We start from the raw sequence: 1,262 nt of genomic DNA on the forward strand, positions 1-1,262 counted from the left end.
GGCCGGGACGGGAGTCGTAGAGAGGGCCGGGAGGGGGCTCGTCACCGGGACGGCGTCACACGCCGGCTCCGCCCGTATCTCCCCCGGCTCGCTCGCGTGCGGGCCGGGGATTGTCAGTGGGGACCGGGAGGATGTGAGCAGGGGGCTGTTGTTCGGTGGTGTCCGGGCCCTCGGTGAATGTGATGGGCTCGCGGGGACGGAGGAGCTTCGCGGCTTGGCGGGCGGGACGCGGCGTGTGGGTGGAGGCGGTTGGTATGGGCGACGGGCGGCGGTACGTCGGGGTGGGCGAGCGGCGCGTGCGGTTGGGGCTGCGGCACCGGTTGGCCGGATCGGTGCGGTCGGCGGGCCCCGAGGAGGTGGCCGGCGCGCTCGTCGCCCTGCACGGCTCGGATCCCGCGACGGTGTTCCTGGCCGTGGGCGCACGGCTCGCCGACGCCGCGCGGACGGTGACCGAGACCGAGCGGGCGCTCTACGGGGACCGGACACTGGTCCGGATGCACGGCATGCGGCACACCGTGTTCGTGTTCCCCACGGAGCTGGCCACCGTGGTGCACGCCTCGACCGGCCTCACGGTCGCCGCGCGGGAGCGGGCCGCGCTGCTGAAGGACATGGCGACGGCCGGCGCCCCGGACGCGGCCTGGCTGAAGGACGTCGAGGAGGCCACGCTGACGGCGCTGGCCCGCCGGGGTCAGGCCACGGCGTCCGAACTCGCCGAGGACGAACCGAGGTTGCGGGAGCGGTTCGTGTACGCGGCCGGCAAGAGCTACGAGGGGACGCACACCGTCTCGACCCGGCTGCTCAAGGTGCTGGGGGTCGAGGGCAGAGTCGTACGGGGACGGCCGCTCGGCTCCTGGACGTCGAGCCAGTTCCGTTGGGCCGTGGCACCCGCCCATCCCGAGCTGGACGTGGCCGAGGCCCAGGCGTCGCTGCTGGGCCGGTGGTTGGCGGCCTGCGGTCCGGCGACCGAGGCGGACCTCAAGTGGTGGACGGGGTGGAAGGTGACCGATGTGCGGCGGGCGCTGGCGGCGATCGGGGCGCGGGCCGTGACGCTGGACGAGGGCACGGGGTTCGTGACCGCCGACGACGAGGAACCGGTCCCCGACTCCGGCGAGCCCTGGGCCGCCCTGCTCCCGGCGCTCGACCCGACGGCCATGGGGTGGCGCGACCGCGACTGGTACCTCGCCCCCGGGATACGGGCCGCCCTCTTCGACTACAGCGGCAACATCGGCCCGACGGTGTGGTGGAACGGCCGGGTGGTGGGC

Annotated in this window: 1 protein-coding gene; it reads left to right on the forward strand. The window is 74.8% G+C overall.

The window, feature by feature from the left end:
* Window positions 1–254 precede the first annotated feature (254 nt).
* Window positions 255–1,262, forward strand: a 1,008-nt coding sequence (locus P1P70_RS44780; RefSeq protein WP_319248264.1) for a winged helix DNA-binding domain-containing protein, incomplete at its 3' end; no start/stop codon positions are given.

The organism is Streptomyces sp. MB09-02B, from assembly GCF_033794485.1.
Classification (GTDB): domain Bacteria; phylum Actinomycetota; class Actinomycetes; order Streptomycetales; family Streptomycetaceae; genus Streptomyces.